We start from the raw sequence: 19,456 nt of genomic DNA on the forward strand, positions 1-19,456 counted from the left end.
GAGTGACGTGGTAGCGAAGCCTGAAGACGTGATCCCCGAGGAGCTGAAGCGACAGCTCCGGTTCCTGCCCGAGGCGGACGAGGGGGAGCGCGCCGCGTTCTTCTCCGCCGTCGCGGAGTTCCTCGGATCGGCGGACGGGGCGAAGGTCCGCAAGCTGCCGCCGCTCGCGCGCATCAAGTGGCACCTGGCCGGCGAGCGCCGCCTGGACGACCTGCTGGCGGTCATCGCCTTCGAGCGGGTCAACCCGAACGCGCTCCCCGTCCGGGGCCGCCTGCGCCCGTACGTCGCCGTCCCCGGCGTGGACTCGGGCGCGCTGCCCGCGTCCGTGGGCCGGCTGCGGCTGCGCGAGATGCCGGTGCGCGCCAAGGCCACCGAGGTGCTGTGGCAGGACGGCAAGCTCGTCCTGCGCGGCTACGCCTTCGTGGTCAACCTGCCGGGCGGCGGCACCGGGCCGATGCCCCGGCTGGCGTGGCTGCGCGCCCCGGGCGGGCGCCGCGTGCCGGTGCGCTACCGCGCCGAGGAGTCGAAGCGCGCCACGCGCGACTCCAAGCAGGCGCTGCACACCTACGACGACGCCGGTTTCGAGATCACCATCGACCCGGCGAAGCTCAAGGTGCGCGGCAAGTGGAAGGCCGGGACGTGGGGCCTGACGCTCGCGCTGCCCCGGCCGGGCGGCTACGTGCCGGGCAAGGTGGAGCGCGTCGACGTCGGCTCGGCCGGGCACTCCCAGGCGCACCACCTGGGCGACGGCGCCCGGCTCATCGCCGGTTTCGCCGAGGACAAGTTCCAGGTCACCGTCGACATACCCGAGGCGGAGGTCGTCGACCAGACCGCCACGGCCGACGCCCTGCGGCTCGGCCTGCGGGCGCCCGTCTCCGCCAAGCACGCGACGAAGCTGCGCGTCGTCCGCAAGGGCCAGAAGGGCGGCGTCGAGTACCCGCTGACCCCGGCCGCCGGGAGCGACGCGCGCTGGCACCGCTACAGCGCCGAGATCCCGTTCGCCGACCTGTCGGTGGGCGCGGAGGGCGAGCGCAAGACGTACGACTTCCTGACGCACATCGAGTTCGCCGACGGCTCGTCGCGCCGCGCCACCGTCGTCGAGGGCTTCCTGCCGGGCCGCTACCTGCGTCCCGGCGGCCGGGAGATCGCCGTCACGACCGACGGCCCCGGGCTGCTGAAGCTGCACGACCGCGCGCGGCAGGCCGTCGTGGACCGCCTGGAGTGGGTCGCGAAGAACGAGCTGCTGATCGAGGGCTCGTACACCGGCCCCGGCGAGCGGATGCGGTTCGTCCTGCGGCACGGCGAGCGCTTCGAGGAGCACGTGCTGCCGCTGACGTGGTCGGAGTCGCAGAGCCGCTTCAGCGCGCGGATCACGCCCGACCGCATGGCGCTGTACGACGCCATCCTGCCGCTGCGCGCCGGGCGCTGGTACTTCTCGCTGCGCGACAAGGACGCCTGGGGCAACGGGCAGGACGTCCCCGTCAAGCTGCGCGCCGACCTGATCGACACGCTGCCGCTGAAGTCCCGCACCGGGGGCCGCTCCTACGCGGTGAACCGGCGCTACTTCGACCGCATCTTCCTCGGCTCCGGCCCGGTCCTGTCGGCGGACGAGCGGGGCGCGTTCCAGCAGCGGCAGCTGCGCGAGGTGCTGACGCCGCAGTTCAAGCGGGAGCCGCTGACCGACACGGTCTTCTACAACAGCTTCGGCGGCAAGCAGTTCTCGGACTCGCCGCGCGCGGTGTACGAGGAACTGGTGCGGCGCGGCGTCGAGGTGGAGCACCTGTGGTCGGTCGCCGACCAGCAGGTGGACCTGCCGCCGGGCGTCCGCCCGCTGGAGTGGCACAGCCGCGAGTGGTACGAGGCGCTGGCGCGCAGCCGGTACGTCATCACGAACGTGGGCCTCGGCGACTGGTACGAGCGGCGCGAGGGCCAGGTCGTCGTCCAGACGTGGCATGGCACGCCGCTGAAGAAGATCGGCGCCGACCTGCTGGGCACGCCGCGCGCGAACCTCCAGTACATCGCGAGCCTTCCGCACCGCTTCCGGCAGTTCGACTTCGTCGTGTCCCCCAACGCGTTCACCACCCCGATCATGCGGAACGCGTTCCGCTGCGAGGGCGAGATCCTGGAGGCGGGCTACCCGCGCAACGACATCTTCCACCGGCCCGACCGGGAGAAGATCGCGCAGCGCGTACGCGCCACCCTGGGCATCCCGGACGGCAAGAAGGTCGTGCTGTACGCGCCGACGTGGCGCGACGACCAGCGGCACACGCAGTCGAAGTTCAAGCTCGACCTGCAGGTGGACCTGACGGCGGCGGCCGAGTCGCTGGGCGACGACCACGTCTTCCTGTTCCGCAAGCACCCGAAGATCCTGGACGCCATCCCGGGCGCGGGGCAGGGCTTCGTCTACGACGTGTCGGCGTACCCGGACATCGCCGAGCTGTACCTGATCACGGACGTGCTGATCACGGACTACTCGTCGGTGCTGTTCGACTACGCGCACTCCGGGCGGCCGATGCTGTTCTTCACGTACGACCTGGAGCACTACCGGGACACGCTGCGGGGCTTCTACTTCGACTTCACGGCGAAGGCGCCCGGGCCGCTGATCAAGACGTCGGCGGAGCTGATCCACGCGATCCGCAATGTGGAGGGTGTGAAGCGGACGTACGCCGACAAGTACGCGGCGTTCGTGAAGGACTTCTGCGAGCCGTCGGACGGGCTGGCGACGGCCCGGGTCGTGGACCGGATGCTGGAGCTGGGCGAGCAGAGGCCCTGACGCCTGACGCCTCGCGTGGGCACCCGTACGTACGACAGCGCCTCCCGGATCGGGAGGCGCTGTTCGTCGTGCGGGTGATTACCGCGGGGTCGCGGGGGTGGGGCGTTCGGTGCGGCGGAAGAGCCAGTTCATGCGCGGCTCCATCAGCGGGCGGAAGACGCGTTGCACCAGCGGGGTGCACAGCAGCGTCATGCCGATGACGGCGGCGAGGGTGGCGATCACCAGCGCGCCGGGCTGGTCGTTCATCACGTCCGCGTCGTACAGGTCGAGCCCCTGGGCGCCGCGGATCAGGAAACCGTGCAGCAGGTAGCCGTACAGGGTGCCCGCGCCCAGTTTCGTGAACCACCGGTGCTTGCCGGGGACGAGGGCGAAGAAGCAGACGGTCAGGATGACCGAGACGAGGAAGATCAGGCCCGTCGCGACGATGCCCATCCACCAGGGCTGGCCCAGCTCCTGCGCGCTCTCGCGGTGGTAGAACCACGTGTAGCGCATGCCGCGGGGGACGGCCCAGTACGCGGCGACGGCGGTCACGGCGAGCACCGGCAGGGCAGCCAGCCGCGCGATCCGGTGGCGGGCGAGCCGGAAGTGCTCCGGCTTGAGCACCAGGCCCAGCACGAAGAACGGCATGAACTGCAGCACGCGCTGGATCTGGAGGTCGTCGCTCAGCGACGGCTGCATGCACGCCACGGCCGCCACGCACAGCGCCAGCGGCACCGGCCAGCGGACGGCCTTCCACAGCGGGATCGTGAGCCGCCAGATCAGCAGGGCCAGCAGGAACCACATCAGCCAGCGCGGCTCGAACATCGCCAGGTACGTGTTGTCGTTGCCCCCGACCCGGCGGATGTACAGGGTGTACGCGATCTGGAAGATCACATAGGGGACGACCACCCCGGTGACCAGCCGCTGCACGCGGTCGGCGCGGCCGTCGAAGTTCCGGGACAGGTAGCCGGAGATGATGATGAACGCCGGCATGTGGAAGGCGTACATCGTCATGTAGAGCGCCAGGACGGCGCGGGAGTCGCGCAGCGGCTCCCAGGCGTGCCCCATGGCGACCAGCACGATGGCGAAGTACTTCGCGTTGTCGAAGAACGCGTCGCGTGTCTTCGGCGTGGGGGTCTCGGCAGGCTGCCGGGGGACGGCGACTGTCCCCGCTATCTGTCGGGAGTCGTTCATCACCCCGGCACCCTAACGCCATCGGCCGTTCAGTGACCCGGCGGGCGGGGCGGGCCGTGCAGACTGGGCGGGTGCGAGACGGACAGCGGGACGCGGTGGCGGACGTGCGGACGGTCGGGACCCCCGTGGGGGACGCCAGGATCACGTGGCACCGGGCGGGGCGCGCGCGGGCCGTTCTCGCGCTGGGACACGGCGCGGGCGGCGGGGTCGAGGCGCCCGACCTCGTGACGCTCGCCGGTGCGCTGCCCGCGCGGGGCGTCACCGTGGCGCTCGTCGAGCAGCCGTGGCGGGTCGCGGGGAAGCGGCTGGCGCCCGCGCCGCGCACGCTGGACGCGGCCTGGACGGCGCTGTGGCCCGCGCTGGCGGGGGAGGGGCCGCCGGTGGTCGCGGGCGGGCGCAGCGCGGGGGCGCGGGTGGCGTGCCGTACGGCGTCGGCGCTGGGGGCGCGGGCGGTGCTGGCGCTGTCGTTCCCGCTGCATCCGCCGGGCAGGCCGGAGCGGTCGCGGGCCGGGGAGCTGGCGGGCGCGGGGGTGCCGGTGCTGGTGGTGCAGGGCGGGAACGACCCGTTCGGGCGGCCGGAGGAGTTCCCCGAGGGGACGGAGCTGGTGGCCGTGCCGGAGGCGGACCACGGCTTCGCGGTGCCGAAGCGGGCGGCGGTGGGCCGCGAGACGGCCCTCGGCACGGCGGCGGGCGCGGCGGCGGCCTGGCTGGACCGCCTGCCGCTCTAGGGTCCGTCTTCTCCCAAGGTCGGCGGCGGCCGATGCGTGGCCGGGACGGCAGGGTCCGCCCGTCCCGCTGGACGAGGTGCACCTGTACGGCTCGCCGTGGCCGTCGAGCGGTACGGCCCCGCCTCCACGACGGCGGCCGACCTCGCTCTCATCGACCTGGTGGTCGGTCCCGAGGGCGGCGAGGTGGCCAGGGCGCGGGCGCTGCGGCTCCTCGGCTTCGCCGCTCCAGGGCGTCGCTGTGCGGACGTGGCTGCCGCTCGACCGGGTCGGTGCCCTGGTCTGCCCCGAGCGGGTGGTGAAGGCGGCTTCGCCGGGCGACGTGGGGCCCCGTTGGCCGAAGGCGTGGACCGGGCGTGATTCCCGTCCGCGGTGCGGGGGTCCGTACCGCCCCCCGGTTCCCCCGCCGCGCCCCCGTCCTGTGGCCGACCACAGCGAGCCGCCCGGGTGCCGGGGGAGACCGCGCGGGAGAACGCCGCCGTGGCGCGCGTCGCGGCGGAGCCGGACGAGCTGGAGACTTTGATGTCCCCTGCGCCACCGGGGCGCGGCGCGAGGGCCGCGAGCAGCTGCACCTCCGCCACAGCACCGTCGCCCGCCGGCTCGGACGGATCAGGGACCGGCGGGGCTGGTGCGGGCGGCTGCTCGATGGCTGGGTTCACCCGGTCGAGCGATACCGCTCCGACTACGGAGCGTCTACGGTTGCTGCATGGATCGCTACACAGAGTCATTGGATCGGTGGGGGGAAGACCCTGCGGGGAGGGCGCGTCGCGGGGCCTCGACGCCCTGGGGTTCAGCGCGGGGCGGCCTGGCGTGCTATCGGCAGCTCCGAGGGGTCCGCCGGGTCGCCCTGGTCGCCGCCCGCCTCGGCCTCCGCCGTCTCGGCCAGCTCCACCACCTCGGCCGCGCGTGCCTCGGCCGCGCCGGGCGGCGATGCCTGCCGGACCCGGCGCGCCTCGGCCGCCGCGCACAGCGCCCGCACCGCGTCCTGGAAGCGGGTCAGCGACGGCGGCTCCGCCGGGCCGAGGAGATACTCGGTCAGCTCCGCGCGCGCCTCCGCCAGCTTGTCCTGGCCCGGGTCCACGACCGCGTCGAGCAGCGCGGACACACCGTCGGCCTCGGGGGTGAGCACGGTCGCGCCGCGCACGGTCGGGTTGGCCGCGCGGAACTCGTCCTCGGGCAGCCCCGCCGTGTTGACGACGGCGTACGGCTTCCCGGACGCCAGGTGGTCGGCGACGACGCTGGACACGTCGGAGACCAGCACGTCCGCCTCGTTGAAGCACGAGTACAGGTCGGGCCGCGCGCCCGTGAGGACCAGGTGCGCGGACGGGTCCTGCGCCGCCCAGAACGCGCGCCGCCACGCCTCGGTGGCCGCCTCGACGGCCTCCGTGTGACCCGGGCGCGGCGTGCCCTGCGCCGCCATGCGCTCCATCTCGTCGGCCCAGGGGCGTCCGGCGCGCGCCGTCAGCGCGTCGAGCGCGGCCTCGCGGCGCGCCAGCTCCCCCGAGTCCGCGTCGGCGTGCCGCCCGGCCACGGAGACCGCGCCGCGCTCGGCCACCGGGTCCCCGGCGGGCAGCCGCAGCTGCGCGCGGCGGGGGCCAGGGGCGGGCCGCTCGGCGGCGTCACGGGCGGCCTCGCGGGCGGCGGCCGTCCGCTCGTTGGCCTCGGCGATCAGCGCGCGGATGCGGGCGTCCGCCGCGCCCGCCTTCGGGTTGACCGAGCCGGTCATCGGGTGCGGCCGGTACAGCAGCCGGACGCGCGGGTCGGCCAGCAGCGCGCGGACCACGTTCTCGCCGGCCAGGATGACCGAGGTGTTCCCCGGGTCGTTGGTCCAGCCCTCCCACGTCGGCGCGTACAGCACGGTGACGGGTCCCGTCGCGGGCGGCGGGCCGTCGGCGCGGCGGATCGGCGCCAGCTGCGGGCGGCCGACCTCGACGACGTCGCGGTCGTCCACGCCGACGTCGGCCCGCGCGTACCGCAGGCGGGCGGCCGGGCCCGCGACCCACACCTGGTCGTAGACCTTGGCGTAGGGATTGCAGCTCGACAGCTTGTCGCTCTCGCCGTGGTTGGTGAAGGCGTGCTTGATGGTCGGGATGCGCAGGACCTGGGACGTCTTGGGCGCGTTCGCCGGATGCAGCAGCATCTTCAGCGTGGAGTGCTCCAGCTCCATCAGGTGCGCGACGCGCGGGATGCAGACGATGGGCACGTCCGTGTCGGCGAGCTGCTGCGTCATGGGCCGCTCGCGCAGCACCACGAGGGGCCGCGGCAGTGTCGCCAGAGTGGAGAGCCACATGTTGGCCTGGTACGCGGTGCCCGAGCCGCCGGAGAAGTACAGGCCGACCTCAGGCCGGTAGTCGGCCAGCCAGGCGCGGAACCAGCGCAGCACCTTCTCCTCGCCCGGCGGGCGCTTGCCGGGCAGCAGCCATGTCGCCAGGTACGCCGTGCCGCCCGCGAAGAGCAGCAGCGACGTGCAGACGCCGATCAGGCCCCACACGACGCTCTCGGCCGCCACCGTGGCGATCATCCCGGCCGTGGCGGGGACGGAGAAGAGCAGCATGCGGCGCCCGGGGTAGGCCAGCAGGCGCGGCGGGGCGGGGGAGAGGTTCAGCGGACTGGTGTCCACGTTCCGGGTGAGCACCGGAAGCGTACGGGCGCGGCGCACCAGCACGCCGAGCGCGCGGCAGACGAAGTGCGCGCCGTAGCAGGACAGCAGGCCGCCCACCAGCAGGAGGCGGGCCAGGGTGTCCACGGCGGACAGATGGGTGAGGCCCATCACCAGCAGCAGGTCGCGCAGGAGCTGTCTGACGGTCTCGTCGCAGTGCACCCGGCCGAGCACGGCGAGCACGCCGGGCTTCCAGAAGCGCAGGCCGAGGTCGAACGCGAGGCACGCGGCCCCGGCGGCGCACAGCAGCGGTGCGCTGGGCAGCTGCGCCCCGACGAGCTGGGCGGCGAAGAGACCGAGCAGGATGCCCAGGGCGAGTGGGGTGCCGCGGCGGAGCGACGGTCCAGCAGGCAAGGTGAGGCTCCGGTTCGGAGAGGGAACGGTGGGGGAGAGGGGGGCGTCCGGGAGGTTCAACGGGCGCGCGGGAGCAACCGCAGCGCGGAATCAACCGAAGGAGTGAAGCGGCCATGCCGGACGCAGGGGAGCGGCCCCTGGCGGCCGGCGCGGGACGCGGGCACCGCCGGGGCGGGAGCGGGGCGGCTATATGAGCGGGCGGCCCGTCCGCGCGGTGGCATAGATTACGGAGAGCAGACCGGTCTCACCGGGTACGAACGAACGCACGGGCGGTACGACGGCCGGCGGCGAGTGCGGCGACGCCGCGCCGCCGGGGACAGCGGATCCCGGCCCACCCGTGCCCACGCCGCCGAGGCGGCGCAGCGAACAGGGAGCAGCAGCAGTGGCAGCGGCACCACGCCAGGACGTCTCCGACGCCCGCAGGATCGTCGTCAAGATCGGCTCATCCTCGCTGACCACGGCGGCCGGAGGGCTGGACGCCGACCGGGTGGACGCGCTCGTCGATGTGCTGGTGAAACAGGACGGGAGGCAGATCGTACTGGTTTCCTCCGGTGCGATCGCCGCGGGTCTGGCGCCCCTGGGGCTCGCCGGACGCCCCGCCGACCTGGCCAGGCAGCAGGCCGCCGCCTCGGTGGGACAGGGTCTGCTGCTGGCCCGCTACACCGCTTCGTTCGCCCGGTACGGACGGCGTGTCGGGCAGGTGCTGCTCACCTCGTACGACACCAGCCGCCGCAGCCACTACCGGAACGCCTACCGGACGCTCGACCAGCTGTTCGCGATGAACGTCGTGCCGATCGTCAACGAGAACGACACCGTCGCCACCGACGAGATCCGTTTCGGCGACAACGACCGCCTCGCCGCCCTCGTGGCCCACCTCGTCCGGGCCGACCTGCTGGTGCTGCTGTCCGACGTGGACGGGCTGTACGACGGCGACCCGTCGAAGCCGGGCGCGCGCCGCCTGACCGAGGTCGCCGGTCCCGGCGACCTCGCCGGGGTCGAGATCGGCAGGGCGGGCCGCTCCGGCGTCGGCACCGGCGGCATGGTCACCAAGGTCGAGGCCGCCGCCATCGCGACCGGCGCGGGCATCCCCGTCGTCCTCACCTCGGCGGGCCACGCGGGCGAGGCCCTGTCGGGCGCCCCCACCGGCACGTACTTCCGCCCCACGGGCCGCCGCGCCGCCGGGCGGCTGCTGTGGCTCGCGCACGCGTCCGCGCCGCGCGGCGCGGTCGTCCTGGACGCGGGCGCGGTGGAGGCGATCACCGAGCGGCACGGTTCGCTGCTGCCCGCCGGGATCACCGGGGTCGAGGGCGAGTTCGCGGCGGGCGAGCCGATCGAGCTGCGCGACCAGGCGGGCCGCCCGGTGGCGCGCGGCCTGGTCAACTTCGACGCCCGCGAGATCCCCCTCCTCATCGGCCGCTCCACGCACGACCTCGCGGCCGAGCTGGGCCCGGCGTACGAGCGGGAGGTCGTCCACCGGGACGACCTGGTGCTGCTGCGGCCGTGACCCCGCCGCCCCGTTTCCTTGGTGCCCCGCTTCCTTGATGACGTGGCGTCTACGTGACGCAGCGCGCCCGCCCGTACCACCCAGGTGACCGGGGGCGGCCTTCGACGTGCGCAGATGTGTGAAAGACCAGTCTTTCCACGGAAGGTTCGGAAAACGGCCCACGCCGTGGCGCGTGAGCTGGTCAACTCGTGCGGGGGCACCTGCCGTACCGCCCCGTACGTTCCGCACGTTCCGCACGATGTCAGGAGGCCGCGGTGAGACGACTGGCCAGCGTCGGTGGGGGCCGCCAGGGCCACACGCCGACCCGACCCGACACCAGCCGCCTGTGGCACATCACCCTCAGCGTCTCCGGCCCGGCCGCCCCGCTGCCCGACGTCAGGCGCGGCCTCGAACAGCTCGCGCACGACCACCCGTTCCTCCTCACCAGCCGCTACGCCCGCGACCGCGCGGAGATCCGGTACTGGGAGGAGGCCCGCGACCTGCACGACGCGGCGGCCGTCGCGCTGCGGCTGTGGGGCGAGCACCGGCGTACGGCGGGCCTGCCGCCGTGGGAGATCGTCGGCCTTGAGGTCATCGGCCGCGAGACGTACCACCAGCGGCTCGCCGAGGGGCACGGGCTCCCGGCGGCCGTACCGGTGGGCGTGCACCCGTTCTGACAGCGTCCGGCGTCCCCGGCCGAGGGGACGCCGGACGACCGCCGCGCCCACTGTACCTACAGGTATGTACGGTGAGTGGGCCGTTCCTCCCCGAACGAGAGGCCCCCGCATGCCGTTCGTCCGCATCGAAGCCCTCCGCGCCGCCCCCGAGCGGCTCGACGCGCTCGGCCGCGCCGTCCACGACGCCCTCACCGCCACGCTCGGCTTCCCCGACGACCTCTTCCAGGTCCTGACCAGCCACGACGGGACCACGAGCACCATCCGCACCGGCACGTACCCCGGCGTCCCCCGCGACGAGGGCGTCGTCTTCGTCACGATCACCCTGCGCGCCGGGCGCCCCGACGCGCAGAAGCGCGCCCTGTACCGCCGCATCGCCCTGCTCGCCGAGGAGTACGCGGGCACCGAGCCGCGCAACGTCATGGTGATCCTCCACGAGAACGGCCCGGCGGACTGGTCGTTCGGCCACGGCGAGGCCGCCTACGCGCCCGCGCTCCCGGACGAGCCGTCCACCCCTCGTAGGCCCGGCCCCCACCGTGCACCGAGCGCCTAAGCTTGGGCCCCATGAGCGCCGCACCCGCCGACACCGCGTCGTCCCCCGTCCTCGCCGCCGCCGCCCGCGCCAGGGAGGCCGCCGCCGAGCTGGCCCCGCTGCCGCGCACCGCGCGCGACGCGGCGCTGCTCGCGGTCGCCGACGCGCTGGAGGCCAGGTCGGCCGAGATCGTCACCGCCAACGCGGCCGACCTCGACCGCGCCCGCGCCGCCGGCACACCGGACGGCATGATCGACCGCCTGACGCTCACGCCGCAGCGGATCGCCGCCATCGCCGCCGACGTGCGGCACATCGTGACGCTCCCCGACCCGGTCGGCGAGGTCGTGCGCGGCTCCACGCTGCCCAACGGCCTCGAACTGCGCCAGGTCCGCGTGCCCCTCGGCGTCGTCGGGATCATCTACGAGGGGCGGCCCAACGTCACGGTGGACGCCGCCGCCCTCTGCCTGAAGTCGGGCAACGCGGCGCTGCTGCGCGGCTCGTCGTCCGCGTACGCCTCCAACACCGCGCTGGTCGCGGTGCTGCGCGACGCCGTGGTGAGCGCCGGGCTGCCCGCCGACGCCGTGCAGCTCGTGCCCGGCGAGAGCCGCGACTCGGTGCACGAGCTGATGCGGGCGCGCGGCCTCGTGGACGTCCTCATCCCGCGCGGCGGCGCCTCGCTGATCCAGGCCGTGGTGCGCGACTCGACCGTGCCGGTGATCGAGACCGGCACCGGCAACTGCCACGTGTACGTGGACGCCGCCGCCGACCTCGACATGGCCGTGGACATCCTGGTCGACTCCAAGGCGCAGCGCCCCAGCGTGTGCAACGCGGCGGAGACCGTCCTCGTCCACGCGGACATCGCCGACCGTTTCCTGCCGCGCGCCCTCGCCGCCCTGACCGCGGCCGGGGTGACCGTGCACGGCGACGAGGCGTGGCAGAAGGCGGGCGCCTCGGCCGGGACCGAGGTCGTGCCCGCGACCGACGCGGACTGGGAGACGGAGTACCTGAGTTACGACATCGCCGCCGCCGTCGTCCCCGACCTCGACGCGGCCGTGGCGCACATCAGGCGCTGGACGTCCGCGCACACCGAGGCCATCGTCACGCGCGACACCGCCGCCGCCCGCCGGTTCGTCTCCCGCATGGACTCGGCGGCGGTGATGGTCAACGCGTCCACCCGCTTCACGGACGGCGGGCGCTTCGGCTTCGGCGCCGAGATCGGCATCTCCACGCAGAAGCTGCACGCCCGCGGACCCATGGGCCTGACCGAGCTGACCTCCACGACGTATGTCGTCACAGGTGATGGTCACACCGTTGAGTGAAATCCCAATGGCCCTCCCCCTCGTCCGGTATTCGGCCTACGCTGGTTGCCGTGCCGGACGACGTGGGGGGCCTGCCGTTCAGTGACGGCGACGGTCCCGACAACGAAGACCGCCACGGGGCAGCCGACGAGGCATTCGCCGCCGTGGTACTGGACGAGGCGTTCGTCGATGCCGCCGAGATCCATGAACCGACCGCAGCCGAACGGCTCCTGTACGCGGCGATGGAACGGGCCGAGGAGCGCGCCGACGAGCGGGCCGACGAAGGGGTGGCGGGGGAGCCGCTGTTCTACCGCGACCCGGACCTCGACCCCGGCAACCCGACCGGGCTCGCCGGGTTCGCGGCCGGGGACGCCGCCGACGCGTTCGACCCCGGGCGGCCGCTGACCGACGGGTTCGACGGGTACGACGGCTTCGACGGGCCGGACGGGTACGACCCGTTCGAGGACCTCCGCGACCTCACCGCCCTCGGCGCCGCGCCGCGCGGGGAGGAAAGCGGCATAGCCGGAGAAAGCGGCGACGGGTCCGAAGGGCTCGAAGGTCCCGAAGGGGACGAAGAGGACGACGACGAGGGGCGGTTCGACCGCTCCGACTACCTGCGCTACCTCCCCGACGACACGGCCGACGCCCCGGACGCGGCAGACGCCGCCGGAACGGCGGGCACCACAGCCCCGTTCGCCGGCCGCGGCGTCCCCCGCATCCCGCCGCCCCGCGCGGCGATATCCCGGGCCCTGCCGCCCGGCGCGGGACCGGTCCGCTGGCAGCGGCCGGTGGCCTGCGTACTGGCGATGGTGATGGGCCTGAGCGTCCTCGCGTTCGCGCTGATCGCCATCCAGCGCGCGGGCTCGTTCCCCTCCGGCGACCCCGACCCGCTGCCCCCGTCGCCCTCCGGCGGCCCCGGCGCGGCCACGGGCGGGTCCCCCGGACCGACCGGCGTCGCGGAGGACGCGGCCGACGACACGTACCGCGCCGAGGGGGAGGATTCCTAGGGCGTGTCTTCAAAGGGGGCGTCCGGCCGCTCGCGGCTCCCCCGGCCTGGCGGCCGGGGGTGCCCCCAAGTGCGTGCGATCGCAAGGCGCCGGATCGTCCTTGTACTGGGTGTACTGGGGCGATTCGGCAACGCAGCGAGCGTGCGTGCCTGGGGGCACCGCCCAGCCGCCAGGCTGGGGGAGCGTCGCGAGCAGGGCGACCCCTTTGAAGACACGCCCTAGGGGCGCCCGCGGTTCCGCGCCCGGCGCGCCCCCCCCACCGTGCCGCGGTGTGCCGAAAGTCCCGCCTGACGGGGCTTCTTGAACCAGGCGTGGCGCTTTACGCTGGACAGGTGGCCGGGCGTTACGAGCCTCCTGGAGCTTCCGGGAGCACCCCGGGAGCCGGGGACGACGAGTACGGGGCGACCGTCTTCGACGAGTCGTTCGTCAACGCTGCCCGCCTCCAGGAGTTCTCGGCCCAGGAACGGCTGGAGGACCACACCACCGCCGTACGCCGCAGGCCGCCCGAGCCGCACGGGCCGCTCTCCCGCACCGTGCCCCGGCAGGGCATGGCGCTCGCCGTGATCATCCTGCTCGCCTTCGCCGCCGCCATCTACCTCGGCAGCCGCAACCCCTACGGCGCCAGCGGCCGGCTCATACCCGACCCGCCCTCGGGCACGACCGTCGTCCTCGCGCCCGGGGACGACGTGCCGGGCGCCGCGGACGCCGAGGCGCTGTTCGAGAGCGGCCCGGCCCGCTCGTTCGGCATCGGCGCGGGCGGCGTCGCCCTCCCCGACCCGCGCCCCACCGAGCACTTCTCGCGCGAGCAGGTCCTCACCGCCCTGACGCTCGCGAAGGAGTACCTGGTGGCGAGCGCGCTCGACCCCGACGTCTTCGCGGGCGCCACCGCCGTCCCCGTGCGGCAGCTGCTCGGCGAGGAGCAGCAGCGGCAGCTCGACGCCTCGCTCGCCGGGCGCGGCGGCCGGTCGGTGGCGACGGACTGGCTGGTCCGCTTCGACCCGGCCGAGGTCACGCCCGCGGGCACCCAGGCCCGGGTGGACGGCCGCTTCACCTTCGGCGAGACGGCCGAGGAGGTCCTCCAGGTCACCGGCCGCCACGCGGTGGCGTACGCGCTCCAGCCCGCCGGTGAGCCGACCGCGCCCGTCGTCCTGTTCACGGTGCAGCGCGAGGTGCGGCTGCTGTTCGGCGACGACGAGCTGCGCGACCGCCGCGTCGTGGTGCGCCAGGTGGACACGCTCGCCGGGCCCATGGACTGCGCCAGCGACCCGGCGGACGCCCTGCACCCGCTGCTGGCCGGGCAGCACGCGTCGCTGCCCGGCACCTCGGGGATCGACCCGTACGCCCTGGACGACCAGCACCCCGTGCTGTGCGCGGCGTACGCGCCCGGCGGTGTGCCGCGCTGAGCGGACGGCCCATCGGGGCCCGGCGGACGGCCGGTTCACGCCGCCAGGGGTGGGGGCGGGAGGCCGGGGCGCGCGGCTCCGCTTACGATGACCCTACGTTCCAGACGTTCCAGCAGTCCGCCCGTTCCCGGATACCGGATAGGCAAGCCCATGACTCCGCTTCTCCAGCCCGCCGCCGAAGCCCTCACCCTCCTCGCGAACGAGGAGGGCGGCGGCGGCCACGGGCACGAGAGCCTGAACCCGTACGCCATCGGCGGCGGCGCCCTGCTCGCGCTGCTGATCCTGCTGTGGATCACGACGCGCCTCAACCGCGACCGCTGAGCCTGCCGTGCGAGACCGGATAGGCGCCCCCGGCAAGCGGCGGATCGGGGTGATGGGCGGCACGTTCGACCCCGTGCACCACGGTCACCTCGTCGCCGCGAGCGAGGTCGCGGCCCGCTTCGCGCTGGACGAGGTCGTGTTCGTGCCGACGGGCCGTCCGTGGCAGAAGGGGCACCGGCAGGTGTCGGCGCCCGAGGACCGTTACCTGATGACGGTGATCGCCACGGCGTCGAACCCGCAGTTCTCCGTCAGCCGCATCGACATCGACCGCGGCGGCACCACGTACACCATCGACACGCTGCGTGAACTGCGTGCCGAACACCCCGAGGACGACCTGTTCTTCATCACCGGCGCCGACGCGCTGGCGCAGATCCTCGGGTGGCGCGACGCGTCGGAGCTGTTCTCGCTCGCGCACTTCATCGGCGTCACCAGGCCGGGGCACGTCCTCGCCGACCCCGGCCTGCCGAACGGCGGCGTCTCCCTCGTCGAGGTGCCCGCGCTGGCCATCTCGTCGACCGACTGCCGCGAACGGGTGGCCAGGGGCGACCCCGTCTGGTATCTGGTGCCGGACGGCGTGGTGCGCTACATCAGCAAACGCGCGCTCTACCGCGACGGCCCGGACGCGACGACGGGTGGCACGGCCTGATCCCCACGGAAGGGCGGCATTGGTGAACGACCGGCAGGACCCGTACGGGGGACAGCAGATCTACGGCTACGACGAGTACGGCCGGCCGTTGTACCGCGCCGGGGGCGAGGAGCCACCGGGCGGGGAGCAGTACCAGGACCCGTATGGGCAGGGGTACTACCAGCAGGACTACCAGGGCGGCTATCCGCAGCAGGACCAGCAGGGCCAGCCCGGTTACGGCGCGTCCGGTTACGGCACGCCCGGGTACGGGGGGCAGCAGCAGGCCCAGCAGTACCAGGCGCCGTACGGGCAGGGGCAGGGGCAGGCACAGCCGGGGCACCAGGGGTACTACGACCCGGCCGCGCCCGCCGCCCCCTCCGCCCCCGGCACGCCGCCCGCGCCGGAACCTCCGTACGACGGCTGGGACGCCGGGACCGGCCGGCAGCCCGCCGTCGAGGACACCCCCGCCCCGCCCGTTCCGCCGCAGCGCCCCGGCGGCGACCCGGCCGCGCGGCCGGACGGCGAGGAGTACCACACCGAGCAGTTCGCCTTCGTCGACGAGCAGGACGACGAGGTCGAGGACGTCATCGACTGGCTCAAGTTCAGCGAGAGCCGCACCGAGCGCCGCGAGGAGGCCAAGCGGCGCGGCAAGTCGCGGCGCCGCCTCCTCGTCGTCGCGCTCGTCCTGGCCGTCCTCGGCGGCGTCGGCGGCCTGTGGGCCACCGGCAACCTGCCCGGCCTCGCCGGGCCCGGCGAGGAGGGCGCGTCCGGGCCGGGCGGCGAGGCGCGCGACGTGATCCTCGTCCACCTGCGGCCCGTCGACTCCGACGCCAGCTCCACCGCCCTCCTCGTCGCGAACGGCGGCGAGGGCACGGGCACCACGCTCCTGCTGCCCGGCGACCTCGCCGTCCTCGCCGACGGCACCGGCACCACCCTCGCCCAGGCCGTCGCCGACGAGGGCGCGTCCGCCGTCCAGGAGGCGGTGGGCGGCCTGCTCGGCGCGGACATCGTCGGCACCTGGCGCCTGGACACCCCCTATCTCGAACGGCTCGTGGACCTCGTCGGCGGCGTGCGCCTCGACACCGACACGGACGTGCCGGGCGAGAACGGCGAGCCGCTCGTCTCGCGCGCCGACGACACCCGCCTCTCCGGCCAGGCCGCCGTCGCGTACGCCACCTACCGCGGCCCTGACGAGCCCGCCACCGCGCAGCTCGACCGCTTCGGCCAGGTCATGCAGGCCGTCCTCACGGCCCTCCCGGCCGACCGCGCCGGGGCCACCGACGTCGTCCGCACGCTGGAGCAGATCGTCGTGCCGCCCCTCGGCGTGGAGGAGCTGGGCGCGAGCCTCGCGACCCTCGCCGGGTACGCGCAGGACGACGCGTACACGACCACCGTCCTGCCCGCCGAGGAGGACGGCACCATCAGCGACGAGACGGCGGAGGGCCTCGTCGCGGACGTCCTCGGCGGCACGGTCAGCGACGTCGGGCTCGACGGCGTGGTCCGCGTGGGCGTACGGGACGCCACCGGCGTGGACGGCACGGCGGAGGAGGCGCGCATCGCGCTGGTCAACGGCGGCTTCACCGTCGTGGACGCCAGGGCCGTGGACGCGGCGGAGGAGACGTCGCAGGTCACCTACGCGGACGAGGAGGACCAGCCGACCGCGCTGGAGGCCGCGCGCACCCTCGGACTGCCCGAGGAGGCGGTCGTCCAGGGCGACCCGGCGGGCAATGCCGATGTGACGATCATCCTGGGGGCGGATTATGGCGAGTGACTCCGCCGGGGGCCGTGAGACCCTGGAAGACCACGGCCGGGCCACCGGACCGGCCATGAGACCGAGGAGACAGCCGCACCTGTGACCGCCACGGACCGCGCCACCGAGCTGGTCAGCGCCGCCGCCCAGGCCGCCGCCGACAAGCTGGCGCACGACATCATCGCCTACGACGTCAGCGACGTCCTCGCCATCACCGACGCCTTCGTCCTCGCCTCCGCGCCCAACGACCGCCAGGTCCGCGCCATCGTGGACGGCGTCGAGGAGGCCCTGCGGGACAAGTGCGGCGTCAAGCCGGTGCGCCGCGAGGGCGAGCGCGACGGCCGCTGGATCCTCCTCGACTACGTGGACGTCGTCGTACACGTCCAGCACTCCGAGGAGCGCGTCTTCTACGCCCTGGAGCGGCTGTGGAAGGACTGCCCGCAGCTCGACCTGCCCGAGGACGCCAAGGCCACCCGCGGCCGCGGCGCCGCCCAGGGCGAGGAGCAGCCCGCCGGCACCGGCGCGCCTGGCGGTGAGCTCAGCTGAGCGGCACGCCCGGCGCCGCGCCGCCCCGCCGCGTCATCCTGTGGCGGCACGGCCAGACCGCCTGGAACCTGGAGGACCGCTTCCAGGGCCAGCTCGACATCGACCTGACCGACACCGGCCGCGCCCAGGCGCGCCGTGCCGCCCGCCAGCTGGCCACGCTTGCGCCGCACGCCATCATCTGCTCCGACCTGCGGCGTACGCGGGACACGGCGGCCGAGCTGTCCGCCGTCACCGGCCTCGAAGTCACGTACGACGAGGCGCTGCGGGAGACGTACGCGGGGGAGTGGCAGGGGCTCACGCACACCGAGATCCAGGCGCGCTTCGGCGACCAGTACGCGGCCTGGCGGCGCGGTGAGCCGGTGCGGCGCGGCGGGGGTGAGCTGGAGACGGAGGTCGCGGACCGGGCGGCGACGCTCGTCGAGCGCACCGTGGAGAAGCTGCCGCCGGGCGCCGTGCTGGTCGTGGTCAGCCACGGCGGGGCGATCCGTACGACCATCGGACGGATGCTGGGGCTGCCGTCGCAGAGCTGGGAGGCCCTCGGCGGGCTGACGAACTGCTGCTGGTCGGTGCTGGGCGAGAGCTTCCGGGGCTGGCGCCTGCTGGAGCACAACGCCAGCTCGCTCCCCGAGGCCGCCATCGGCGACGACGTCTGACCGCACGGCTCCCCGTCCGTGCCCCGGCGCCGGACGTCCGGCGCCTGACGCGTACGGCGATGGAGGGGGCGCCCGCCGGGCCGGTCACCTCGGGCAGCACGGTGGTGATGCCGCCGCCGACCGGCGGCCCTCCGCGGTCGCCTCCCGCACGGGCCCCCTGCTGGCCGTCGCCGCGCGGCGGAGCACCCACGAGCGTCGGCGACCACGCCCGTTTCCCCTGACGCCCATGATCGGCGCGCCCCACCCGGCAGGGTCCCGCCCGGGACCACCCTGGACCACGGGGCTCGTCGACGCGGACGACCCTCCCGACGCTGCCCGCGCCGCCGTGAACAGCTCGACCGCCACCACGCCCGTCAGCCCGTCCATCCCCCCCACAGCTTGCGCGCCGCCGACCAGCCGAGGGACACGTGGTCCTCCCGCGTCGCGGGCATCGTCGGCCGCTTCAGCTCGGCGACCAGCGCGGCCTGCGTGTACTGGGCGATCATCGGCCCCGAGCCGACACCCGGGTCGTCCGCGGGGAACGGCGGCAGCCCGTGCGGCCCGCTCCGCGCCGGGTGTCAGACGGCGGCGCGGTGGGCGGCGGCCTTCTGCTCGATCAGCCGGTCGAGGCGGCGCCGGTGCCGCTCCTCCTCGGGGAAGAACACGTCCATCCGCGCCTCCGGCAGCCCGCCCACCGCCAGCGACTGGAGACGCGTCCTGATCTCGCCCACCAGCGCGTGCCGGAAGATCTTCGGGCGCGGCCCCGGCGGCGTCACGTCCCCGTTCGTCCACAGCAGCGCGAACTCGGCGCTCTCCCGCGTCAGCTCCTCGATGAACGTCTCCCACACCGGTTCGCCGACATGGTTGCCGTACGCCCAGCGCAGCGTGGCCACCAGCCGCCGCCGTTCCGGCCCGTTCAGCACGACGGGGCAGTTGTCGCCGCCCTCGCCGCAGAAGACGGTCCGCAGGACGTTCCGCCCCGGGGAGGCGCCGCTCAGCGCCGCGTAGGCCTCGTTGAGCCCGAGCGCGTCGAACCGCGCGTTGAACAGGACGGCGGGCAGCGGGTGCAGCGCGTCGAGCATCGCCTGGAGGTCGGGCGCGAGCCGCGCGCAGGAGTCCGGCTCCTTGTCCGCCCCACCGTGGTACGGCACCTCCGCGAGGTGGTACAGGTGCTCGCGCTCGGCCGCGTCGAGCCGCAGCGTGCGCGCCACCGCGTCGAGCACCTGCGCGCTCGCGTTGATCGGCCTGCCCTGCTCCAGCCACGTGTACCAGGTCACACCCACCCCGGCGAGCTGCGCGACCTCCTCGCGCCGCAGCCCCGGCGTCCGCCGCCGGAAACCCGGCGGCATCCCCACGTCTGCGGGCGCGATACGGGCGCGCCTGCTGCGCAGGAACGCCCCCAGCTCGGGTCGCCGCCGTGTGGCCGTCACGCTCATCCCTCCACCCTGCTCCTGGGCCGCTGCCTCAGCCAGGTGTCTGCCAGTACCAGTATCAGGCGGCT

Annotated in this window: 16 protein-coding genes and 1 pseudogene; 13 read left to right on the forward strand and 4 right to left on the reverse strand. The window is 74.5% G+C overall.

Going from position 1 to position 19,456, the window contains the following annotated elements:
* The first annotated feature begins 28 nt into the window (after window positions 1-28).
* Window positions 29-2,773: a CDP-glycerol glycerophosphotransferase family protein gene (locus ACIBPC_RS02555; RefSeq protein ID WP_398840745.1), complete on the forward strand. Its 2,745-nt coding sequence runs from the start codon at window positions 29-31 to the stop codon at window positions 2,771-2,773.
* A gap of 78 nt (window positions 2,774-2,851) precedes the next feature.
* On the opposite strand, the gene ACIBPC_RS02560 is transcribed toward ACIBPC_RS02555, so the two are convergent.
* Window positions 2,852-3,946, reverse strand: coding sequence for an acyltransferase family protein (locus ACIBPC_RS02560; protein ID WP_362955532.1), 1,095 nt, complete (start codon window positions 3,944-3,946; stop codon window positions 2,852-2,854).
* 71 nt (window positions 3,947-4,017) lie between these two features.
* Here ACIBPC_RS02560 and ACIBPC_RS02565 point away from each other — a divergent pair, with 71 nt between their 5' ends.
* Window positions 4,018-4,674, forward strand: a complete 657-nt coding sequence (locus ACIBPC_RS02565) for an alpha/beta family hydrolase (protein WP_398840746.1) — start codon at window positions 4,018-4,020, stop codon at window positions 4,672-4,674.
* A 787-nt stretch (window positions 4,675-5,461) separates the two neighbouring features.
* Here ACIBPC_RS02565 and ACIBPC_RS02570 read toward each other — a convergent pair.
* Window positions 5,462-7,684, reverse strand: coding sequence for a hypothetical protein (locus tag ACIBPC_RS02570; RefSeq protein ID WP_398840749.1), 2,223 nt, complete (start codon window positions 7,682-7,684; stop codon window positions 5,462-5,464).
* Between the two features lie 382 nt (window positions 7,685-8,066).
* On the opposite strand from ACIBPC_RS02570, the gene proB reads away from it, so the two are divergent.
* The 11 genes from proB to ACIBPC_RS02625 all read left to right on the forward strand — a co-directional run bounded on the left by proB (window position 8,067) and on the right by ACIBPC_RS02625 (window position 17,976).
* Window positions 8,067-9,188, forward strand: coding sequence for a glutamate 5-kinase (gene proB / locus ACIBPC_RS02575; protein ID WP_362955540.1), 1,122 nt, complete (start codon window positions 8,067-8,069; stop codon window positions 9,186-9,188).
* Between the two features lie 188 nt (window positions 9,189-9,376).
* On the forward strand, window positions 9,377-9,844 hold the full coding sequence (locus ACIBPC_RS02580; protein WP_398840751.1) for a hypothetical protein: 468 nt from the start codon (window positions 9,377-9,379) through the stop codon (window positions 9,842-9,844).
* 109 nt (window positions 9,845-9,953) lie between these two features.
* Window positions 9,954-10,394, forward strand: coding sequence for a tautomerase family protein (locus ACIBPC_RS02585; RefSeq protein WP_398840753.1), 441 nt, complete (start codon window positions 9,954-9,956; stop codon window positions 10,392-10,394).
* 11 nt (window positions 10,395-10,405) lie between these two features.
* Complete coding sequence (locus ACIBPC_RS02590; protein ID WP_398840755.1) at window positions 10,406-11,692, forward strand: glutamate-5-semialdehyde dehydrogenase; 1,287 nt, start codon at window positions 10,406-10,408, stop codon at window positions 11,690-11,692.
* Window positions 11,693-11,742: 50 nt separating this feature from the next.
* Window positions 11,743-12,678 carry a hypothetical protein gene (locus tag ACIBPC_RS02595; RefSeq protein ID WP_398840756.1) on the forward strand — a complete coding sequence of 312 codons (936 nt, stop codon included), beginning with the start codon at window positions 11,743-11,745 and terminating at the stop codon, window positions 12,676-12,678.
* Between the two features lie 332 nt (window positions 12,679-13,010).
* The gene (locus ACIBPC_RS02600; protein ID WP_398840758.1) at window positions 13,011-14,081 is read left to right on the forward strand and encodes a hypothetical protein; all 1,071 of its coding nucleotides are present in this window, start codon (window positions 13,011-13,013) and stop codon (window positions 14,079-14,081) included.
* A gap of 150 nt (window positions 14,082-14,231) precedes the next feature.
* The gene (locus ACIBPC_RS02605) at window positions 14,232-14,402 is read left to right on the forward strand and encodes a hypothetical protein (RefSeq protein ID WP_362955551.1); all 171 of its coding nucleotides are present in this window, start codon (window positions 14,232-14,234) and stop codon (window positions 14,400-14,402) included.
* A gap of 52 nt (window positions 14,403-14,454) precedes the next feature.
* Window positions 14,455-15,048 (forward strand): nicotinate-nucleotide adenylyltransferase, encoded by a 594-nt coding sequence (nadD, locus tag ACIBPC_RS02610; protein WP_398841754.1) that lies wholly within the window; start codon window positions 14,455-14,457, stop codon window positions 15,046-15,048.
* A 22-nt stretch (window positions 15,049-15,070) separates the two neighbouring features.
* Entirely contained in the window at window positions 15,071-16,798 is a 1,728-nt protein-coding gene (locus ACIBPC_RS02615) for an LCP family protein (RefSeq protein WP_398840759.1), read from the forward strand.
* A gap of 81 nt (window positions 16,799-16,879) precedes the next feature.
* Window positions 16,880-17,323 carry a ribosome silencing factor gene (gene rsfS, locus ACIBPC_RS02620; RefSeq protein WP_362955557.1) on the forward strand — a complete coding sequence of 148 codons (444 nt, stop codon included), beginning with the start codon at window positions 16,880-16,882 and terminating at the stop codon, window positions 17,321-17,323.
* On the forward strand, window positions 17,320-17,976 hold the full coding sequence (locus tag ACIBPC_RS02625; RefSeq protein WP_362956479.1) for a histidine phosphatase family protein: 657 nt from the start codon (window positions 17,320-17,322) through the stop codon (window positions 17,974-17,976). Before rsfS ends, ACIBPC_RS02625 begins: the two co-directional genes overlap by 4 nt.
* Before the next feature lie 84 nt (window positions 17,977-18,060).
* Here ACIBPC_RS02625 and ACIBPC_RS02630 read toward each other — a convergent pair.
* Window positions 18,061-18,512, reverse strand: a pseudogene (locus ACIBPC_RS02630) (aromatic amino acid lyase); the annotation flags it as partial.
* A gap of 21 nt (window positions 18,513-18,533) precedes the next feature.
* Window positions 18,534-19,391 carry a helix-turn-helix transcriptional regulator gene (locus ACIBPC_RS02635; RefSeq protein WP_398840760.1) on the reverse strand — a complete coding sequence of 286 codons (858 nt, stop codon included), beginning with the start codon at window positions 19,389-19,391 and terminating at the stop codon, window positions 18,534-18,536.
* Window positions 19,392-19,456 lie beyond the last annotated feature (65 nt).

Origin of the sequence: Streptomyces sp. NPDC049879, from assembly GCF_044461265.1 — a bacterium.
Taxonomy (GTDB): Bacteria; Actinomycetota; Actinomycetes; order Streptomycetales; family Streptomycetaceae; genus Streptomyces.